This window comes from Nocardia sp. NPDC004722, assembly GCF_053601505.1.
The window spans coordinates 1-7,703 of record NZ_JBSGBY010000416.1 but is presented as its reverse complement, the minus strand read 5'-3'; the positions used below and the strand labels follow the sequence as shown (position 1 = coordinate 7,703).

Genomic DNA, 7,703 nt, shown 5'->3' with positions numbered 1-7,703 from the left:
CAGCAGACCGGTGGCGCGCTGGGCGTGGCCGTACTGGGTGCGGTGCTCGCTGGAACCTACACCGGCACCCGGACGCGACCATCAGCATCGACAAACTTCCGGGGTCGATCTGGATCCAGGCGTTGTCGGTGCGGATCTTCGGGCCGCATCTCTGGGCGTATCAATTGCCGCAGGTCATCGAGGGCGTGCTCACCGTGCTCGTGCTCTACCGGGCGGTGCGGCGACTGTCCGGTCCGCATGCGGCACTGGTCGCGGCGGTCATCGCCGCCCTCGCGCCCGCGGCGGTCGCGCTCGACCGCGGCAATATCTCCGACACGCTGCTGATCCTGCTACTGGTACTGGCCGCCGATCAGGCCGCGGCCGTCATCGTCTCCGGGCGGACCCGGCATCTGCTGTACTGCGGCCTCTGGGTCGGCCTCGCCTTCCAGGCGAAGATGGCGCAGGCCTGGCTGATCGTTCCGGCCATCGCGGCGGCGGCGCTGATCGCGACTCCGAAAACCGAACTGCGGCAACGCTTCACGGGACTCATCGGGTTCGGTGCCATCACGGCGGTGGTGTCGCTGAGCTGGATGACGCTCGTCGGCCTGCTGCCTGCCGGACACCGGCCCTACGTCGACGGCAGTCACCACAATTCGCTGTTCGAGCAGGTCTTCGTCTACAACGGGGCCAGCCGCACCAATGACGGATTCGGGGTCGGGGCCGCGAATTTCGTGACCGGCGGTGACGGGGCCGGATATCGCGCGGCCCTGGTACTCGGGCCGGGCAACCGCTTCGACCATGTCTTCGGCGGCGGTGGCGGACGCGAGGCCGGATGGCTCGTCCCTCTCGCGCTCGTCTGCTTGATCGTGCTGGCCTGGGTCGCGCGGCGACGGCCCCGCACCGACCACGAGACCGCCGCGCTGACGCTGTGGGGCGGGTGGCTGCTCATCCACCTCGCGGTCTTCCTGCTCATCGGCACGGTCAATCCGTACTATCTGGCCGTTCTCGTTCCGCCCGTCGCGGCGCTGATCGGCATGGGGGCCAACGCTTTCCGGCAATCGTCGGATCGACGGGTGCGCATGCTGGGGCTGTGGGCCGTGGCCGCGACCGCCGCCTACGGATGGTGGCTGTCCGCGCCCGCGCCCGGCTGGGTGCGGATCGGCCTGGTTTTCGTCACCGTGGCGGTCATCGCCGCCGCGCTGCGCGTGCGCGAATCACTCGTCGCGGTGTTGCTGCTGGCGGCAGCGCTGGCCGCACCCACCGCGGCCGCCGTATCGGTGGTCGCCGACGGTTACGGTCCGCTCGACACACCCTACGAGTCGGCGCGGGCCCGGCAGGTCACCCAGGGGTTCATGGCTTCCTCCATCGACGAAGCCCGCAAACTCGACGACGACCTGGCGAAAATGCCGGTGCACGTGCGCTATCCGCTGATCAGTTACACCACCGCACTGGCCTCGCCCTTCATTCTGGTCAGCGGTCGACAGGTCCCCAGTGTCGGCGGATTCACCGGTGCCGCGCCCGTCCCGGCGACCGCCGACGTGGCCCGCATGATCGACTCCGGCGAGGTCGGCATCGCTCTGATCACCAATGCCGACGACGATCGACTCGCCTGGATCCGACAGCACTGCCGCGCGCTTCCGGGACAGGGCGACGGCAACGCGATCCAGGCCTACAACTGCGCCCGACACTGACATGTAACCGGTCGAACGATCGAATTAGGTTGCGCCACGCTACTTTTCATCACCGTGGTGGTAACCGTTCCGAACCCGGCACGCGATCGATAGTTTCCGTGGAACATGACAACTGAACAGCTTTCGGCCATCGCCTACACCCAGGCGGGCCCGCTCGAACTCCATGTCGGCACCGGGCGCGCGATCGGCGTCCTCGGCACCGGCTCCTACCTGCCCGACCGGGTGGTCGGCAATGCCGAGATCGCCGCCGCGACCGGCGTCACCGAGGACTGGATCCGCACCAAGACCGGCATCCACACCCGCCGCTACGCCGGGCCCGACCAGGCCACCTCCGACCTCGCCGCGCACGCCGCGCGAGCCGCCCTGGCGGACGCGGGAATCCGGCCCGGACAACTCGACTACATCGTGGTCGCCACCTCCACGCCCGACCATCCGCAACCCGCCACCGCCGCCCTGGTCCAACACCTGCTCGGCGCGGACGGCGCGGCCGCCTTCGACGTCAACGCCGTGTGCACCGGGTTCCTGTTCGGCTTGCGCGCCGCCGCGGGCATGCTCGGCTCGGACGGGTACGGCCTGGTCATCGGCGCGGACATCTACTCCCGCATCATCGACCCCACCGATCGGCGCACCGCGGTGCTCTTCGGCGACGGCGCGGGGGCGGTGGTGCTCGGACCGGTCGACGAACCCGCGGGAATCCTCGGCACCGTCCTGCGCACCCACGGCGATCGGCATCGGACCATCCGAGTCCCGGCCGGAGGCAGCCGGATTCCCGCGCGGCTGCTCGATCGCGAGGACAAGGCGCATTACTTCACCATGGCGGGACGGGAAGTCCGCGACTTCGTCGCCACCCAACTACCGCTGTCCATCAAGGAGGTGCTGCGCGGCACCGGCGTACCGGAAACCGCTGTGCGGCACTTCATTCCGCATCAGGCCAACGGCGCCATGCTGCGCGAGCTGGCGCCCACGCTCGATCTGCCCCAGTCCCGCCTGCACCTCGTGGTCGAGCGCTACGCCAATACCGGCGCGGCCTCGGTGCCCATCGCGCTGGATGCCGCGCACCGCGACGGGGCGCTGACGGCCGGAGAGCTGGTGCTGCTCTCGGCGTTCGGCGGCGGCATGTCCATCGGCAGCACCCTGCTGCGCTGGGGCCGCTGAGCCGGGCGGAACCGGTCCCGAATCCCGCTGCGGCACTTAGCATGCGTAAGCATGCAAGACATCAACGGGCTGCTCCACAAGATCAGACACGGCCTGGACACGCAGGTCAACGTCGCGCGACTGCGGCGGCACCGCACCCTCGCGGAGGCCGCCGCCGGGCGCACCGTCCTGATCACCGGGGCCTCCTCCGGCATCGGACGCGCCGCCGCACTGCGGCTCGGCGCGGCCGGCGCCACCGTACTGCTCGTCGCGCGCCGCGCCGACGAACTCGAACAGGTCGCCGCCGAGATCGAGGCGCACGGCGGCCGCGCCACCGCCTACCCGTGCGATCTCAACGACTTCGACGCCCTCGACGCCGTGACCGCCAAGGTGCTCGCCGACCACGGCGGCATCGACATCCTGGTCAACAATGCCGGACGGTCGATCCGCCGCCGTCTCGACGAGTCGTACGACCGCTTCCACGACTTCGAACGCACCATGCGGCTCAACTACTTCGCCGCCGTCCGGCTCATCCTCGCCTTCGCGCCCGGCATGCGCGCGCACGGCGACGGCCAGATCATCAACATCCTGTCGCTGGCCAACCTCTACGGCGGTCCCGGCTACGCCGCCTATGTCGCCTCCAAGGCCGCGCTCGACTCGCTCAGCAGCAACCTGCAGGCCGAAACCCACACCGAGAACCTGCGATTCACGTCGATCTACCTCCCCCTGGTGCGCACCGACATGATCACCGCCAACCCCGTCTACCAGCAGGCCACCGCCAACGCCCTCACCTCCGAAGAGGGCGGGCAGATCATCTGCGACGCCATCATCGACCGGCCGCGCCGACTCGCACCCGTCATGGGCCGAGTCGCCGCCCTCGTCGACAGCCTGCTGCCCGAACGCGCCGACGCCATCCGCAACGCGCGCTTCCGGCAAGGCATGTGAGCGGCCGCGCTCACCCGAGCGTGGCGCGCAGGGTGTCCTCCAGCGGCGTCGGCTTCAGGCCGAAACGATCGGTCGCGGCGCTGGAGTCGAGGACGAACGGACGATCGAATTGGTAAGCCAGCTCGCGCATTTCGCGGGCCGCGGGCACGAACAGGCCGACCGTCCAGAGCAGGGCCGCGGGCATCCGGCCGATCCGGGCGGGCGGCGCGCCCGCCAGCGACGCCGTCAGTTCGGCCAAGGCTCGCACCGACACCGGCGGGACGGTCGGCACGTGCCAGGGGCGGCCCCAGGCAGTGTCGTCGGCGGCGACCGCGACCAGCAGGCGGGCCACGTCATCGGTGGCGGTCCAGCTGTGCGGGGCATCTAGGTCGGCGGGGACCAGGGCCCGCTTTCCTGCTTTCAGGGCGGGCAGGGCCACGGCGGTGAAGGCCGAGTTCGCGCCCGCGCCAAGGTAGTCCGAGCCGCGGACCTCGGCGGTGCGGAGCCGGCCGGACTCGTGGGCGGCCAGTTGCTCGGCCCACATCTCAGCCCGCACTCGGCCCTTGCGTGAATTGGGGCGCAGTGGATGGTCTTCGGTGACGGGGCCGTCGAACTCGCCGTAGCCGTAGAGGTTTCCGACGGTGACGAGCACCGAGCCGGAGCGCTCGGCGGCGGTCAGAATGGACCGGTGCAGGGCCGGGAAGTCCTGGGGCCAGCGGTGATAGGCGGGCTGGGCACACTGGTAGAGGGCTGTGGCATCGGCACAGTGGGCGGCCAGCGCGGCGGGATCACCGGCGTCGGCGGCAATGCGCTCGATGGCCGGATCCTCGGGGCCGGAGCCCGTGCGGGTGATGACGCGGACGCGCTCGCCCCGGGCGGCGAGCAGGCGGGCGGTGGCGGAGCCGACCGGGCCCGCTCCGATGACGACGTGCAGGGACATGAGGTCCTCGATCCTGTCGGGAAGATGGCGAGAACACTGTTCTCGCACACTCCACGGTAGAAGTGCACGGCGTTTCCAGTCAAGAACAGTGTTCTCCCATTCGCCTACTGTTCTCCCGGCGGTTCCGCCGACCTACACTGCCGCTATGTCCGCCGGATCCCTGCGCGCTCGCGTCCGCACCGAGATGATCGAGGAGATCAAGGCCACCGCCCGCAAACGCCTGGCGGTCGACGGGGCGAACCTCTCGCTGCGCGGCGTCGCCCGCGACCTGGACATCGTCGCCTCCGCGCTCTACCGCTACTTCCCCAGCCGCGACGACCTGCTCACCGCCCTCATCCTGGACAGCTACCGCGCCCTCGGCGACGCGGTCACCCACGCCGCGAACACCGCACCCGCGAAAGACGAACGCGCGCAATGGCTCGCGGTCTGCACCGCCGTGCGCGACTGGGCGCTGGCCAACCCCACCGAATACGGACTCCTCTACGGCAGCCCCATCCCCGGCTACGACGCCCCCGAGGACACCATCGCCCCCGCCGCCACCGTCATCATGCTGCTCGTCGGAATCGCCACCGCCGCATGGGAAGCCGACCGCCTCAACCCCGCGCCACTCCCCACCCCGCTCCCAACCCCCGTCCGCGCCGACCTCCGTGCGCTGATCGACCAGCAGTCCCCCGGCGCGACCTTCCCCGAAGAGGTCCTCGACCGCGTATTCCTGGCCTGGACACAGCTTTTCGGCCTGATCACCTTCGAAATCTTCGGCCGCTTCGACGGCACCATCACCGCCCTGCCGACCTACTTCACCCACCAGATGACCCTGATGGCCGACCTCGTCGGCCTACCAGCCTCCCCGTGAGCCGGGACCCCACAACCACATCCACACAGCACCGGGCCCGGTCACCGTCAGGTGACCGGGCCCGGTTTGTTCAATTCCGTTGCCGGAAGGCTGGACTAGAAGTCCATGCCGCCCATGCCGCCGGTCGGGTCGCCCGCGGGGGCGGCCTTCTCCGGCTTGTCGGCGACGACGGCCTCGGTGGTCAGGAACAGGGCCGCGATGGAGGCCGCGTTCTGCAGGGCCGAACGGGTGACCTTGACCGGGTCGGCGATGCCGGCGGCCAGCAGGTCGACGTACTCGCCCGAGTCGGCGTTCAGGCCGTGGCCCGCCGGGAGGTTGGAAACCTTCTCGGCGACAACGCCCGGCTCCAGGCCGGCGTTGAAGGCGATCTGCTTCAGCGGCGCGGACAGCGCGACGCGAACGATGTTCACGCCGGTGGCCTCGTCACCGGTCAGGGACAGGGTCTCCAGCGCGGGGGCGGCCTGCAGCAGGGCCACGCCACCACCGGCGACGATGCCCTCTTCGACGGCGGCCTTCGCGTTGCGGACGGCGTCCTCGATGCGGTGCTTGCGCTCCTTGAGCTCGACCTCGGTGGCCGCGCCCGCCTTGATCACCGCGACACCGCCGGCCAGCTTGGCCAGACGCTCCTGCAGCTTCTCACGGTCGTAGTCCGAGTCCGAGTTCTCGATCTCGGTGCGGATCTGCGCGACACGGCCCTTGATGGCCTCCGGGTCGCCCGCGCCCTCGACGATGGTGGTCTCGTCCTTGGTGATGACGACCTTGCGGGCGGTGCCCAGCAGCTCCAGACCGGCGGTCTCGAGGGACAGGCCGACCTCTTCGCTGATGACCTCGCCACCGGTCAGGATGGCGATGTCGGCCAGCATGGCCTTGCGGCGGTCACCGAAGCCCGGGGCCTTGACGGCGATGGACTTGAAGGTGCCACGGATCTTGTTCACGACCAGGGTCGACAGGGCCTCGCCCTCAACGTCTTCCGCGATGATCAGCAGCGGCTTGCCGGCCTGGATGACCTTCTCCAGCAGCGGCAGCAGGTCCTTGACGGTCGAGATCTTCGAGCCGACCAGCAGGATGTACGGGTCCTCGAGGACCGCTTCCTGACGCTCCGGGTCGGTCACGAAGTAACCGGAGATGTAGCCCTTGTCGAAGCGCATGCCCTCGGTCAGCTCCAGCTGGAGACCGAAGGTGTTGCTCTCCTCGACGGTGATGACGCCTTCCTTGCCGACCTTGTCCATGGCCTCGGCGATGAGCTCACCGATGGACGAGTCGCCCGCCGAGATACCGGCGGTGGCGGCGATCTGCTCCTTGGTCTCGACCTCCTTGGCGGTGTCGAGCAGGGCGGTGGTGACGGCCTCGACGGCCTTCTCGATGCCGCGCTTCAGGCCGAGCGGGTTGGCGCCGGCGGCCACGTTGCGCAGGCCCTCACGGACCAGCGCCTGGGCCAGCACGGTGGCGGTGGTGGTGCCGTCACCCGCGACGTCGTCGGTCTTCTTCGCAACTTCCTTGACGAGCTCCGCGCCGATCTTCTCGTACGGGTCCTCGAGCTCGATTTCCTTGGCAATGGAGACACCATCGTTGGTGATGGTGGGGGCGCCCCACTTCTTCTCCAGCACCACGTTGCGGCCCTTGGGGCCCAGGGTCACCTTGACAGCGTCGGCGAGGCTGTTCAGGCCACGCTCGAGTCCGCGGCGAGCCTCTTCGTCGTACGCAATTGTCTTGGCCATTGCGTTGAGATCCTCCAGATCAGGGATGGGCATGATCTGGTCAGGTTCGGTGCCCGCGACGGACGACCCGGCATTACTCGGTTGAGCACGGCCTGGCCTCACCGTTTCCGACCTAGCACTCACCGGTACGGAGTGCCAAATCCCTTTCTAGCACTCGCCACCAGCGAGTGCAAGGTTGCGGGGAACCGGTGAATGGCCGCGCGAGTGTCTCGGCGGCCGATGTCTCGTGAGGACTACGAGAAGTGGCTGCGGTCGTCTACGCGGAGTAGGAGGGCTATCAGGGCGTCGGTGCGGCGTTCCTCCGGGGTGCGGGGTTCGCCGTGCTCGATGGTGACGAGTTCGGCGTCCTGCAGGAGGAGTTCGGCTTCGATGCGCATGATGGCCCGGATGAACGGTGGGGCGACCTCGGGTGGGAGGTCTCCGTTCACGATGTAACCGCCGTCCGGCGTGTCCTCGGTGGAGAC

General features: G+C 69.3%; 7 protein-coding genes. 4 read left to right on the top strand and 3 right to left on the bottom strand.

From position 1 onward, the window contains the following. The 3 genes from ACWELQ_RS31605 to ACWELQ_RS31595 form a co-directional block, all read left to right on the top strand. Positions 1–1,670, top strand: a 1,670-nt coding sequence (locus tag ACWELQ_RS31605) for an ArnT family glycosyltransferase (protein ID WP_452400692.1), incomplete at its 5' end; no start/stop codon positions are given. 105 nt (positions 1,671–1,775) lie between these two features. Then, positions 1,776–2,825 (top strand): 3-oxoacyl-ACP synthase III family protein, encoded by a 1,050-nt coding sequence (locus ACWELQ_RS31600; RefSeq protein ID WP_452400691.1) that lies wholly within the window; start codon positions 1,776–1,778, stop codon positions 2,823–2,825. A 51-nt stretch (positions 2,826–2,876) separates the two neighbouring features. Further along, positions 2,877–3,749 carry an SDR family NAD(P)-dependent oxidoreductase gene (locus ACWELQ_RS31595; protein ID WP_452400690.1) on the top strand — a complete coding sequence of 291 codons (873 nt, stop codon included), beginning with the start codon at positions 2,877–2,879 and terminating at the stop codon, positions 3,747–3,749. A 10-nt stretch (positions 3,750–3,759) separates the two neighbouring features. Here ACWELQ_RS31595 and ACWELQ_RS31590 read toward each other — a convergent pair whose 3' ends face one another. Next, on the bottom strand, positions 3,760–4,668 hold the full coding sequence (locus ACWELQ_RS31590) for an NAD-dependent epimerase/dehydratase family protein (protein WP_452400689.1): 909 nt from the start codon (positions 4,666–4,668) through the stop codon (positions 3,760–3,762). A 145-nt stretch (positions 4,669–4,813) separates the two neighbouring features. Here ACWELQ_RS31590 and ACWELQ_RS31585 point away from each other — a divergent pair, with 145 nt between their 5' ends. Beyond that, a complete protein-coding gene (locus ACWELQ_RS31585) occupies positions 4,814–5,521 on the top strand; it encodes a TetR/AcrR family transcriptional regulator (protein ID WP_452400688.1) in 708 nt (235 codons plus the stop codon). A 95-nt stretch (positions 5,522–5,616) separates the two neighbouring features. Here the strand turns inward: ACWELQ_RS31585 and groL are convergent, their stop codons facing one another. Both groL and ACWELQ_RS31575 read right to left on the bottom strand, forming a co-directional pair. After that, positions 5,617–7,239 (bottom strand): chaperonin GroEL, encoded by a 1,623-nt coding sequence (groL, locus tag ACWELQ_RS31580; protein WP_452400687.1) that lies wholly within the window; start codon positions 7,237–7,239, stop codon positions 5,617–5,619. A gap of 233 nt (positions 7,240–7,472) precedes the next feature. After that, a partial coding sequence (locus tag ACWELQ_RS31575) for a hypothetical protein (protein ID WP_452400686.1) occupies positions 7,473–7,703 on the bottom strand: 231 nt, incomplete at its 5' end.

Coding starts and splice junctions, on each gene's coding strand:
- ACWELQ_RS31600 (WP_452400691.1), top strand. CDS start 1,776: ATGACAACTGAACAGCTTTCGGCCATCGCCTACACCCAGGCGGGCCCG.
- ACWELQ_RS31595 (WP_452400690.1), top strand. CDS start 2,877: ATGCAAGACATCAACGGGCTGCTCCACAAGATCAGACACGGCCTGGAC.
- ACWELQ_RS31590 (WP_452400689.1), bottom strand. CDS start 4,668: ATGTCCCTGCACGTCGTCATCGGAGCGGGCCCGGTCGGCTCCGCCACC.
- ACWELQ_RS31585 (WP_452400688.1), top strand. CDS start 4,814: ATGTCCGCCGGATCCCTGCGCGCTCGCGTCCGCACCGAGATGATCGAG.
- groL (WP_452400687.1), bottom strand. CDS start 7,239: ATGGCCAAGACAATTGCGTACGACGAAGAGGCTCGCCGCGGACTCGAG.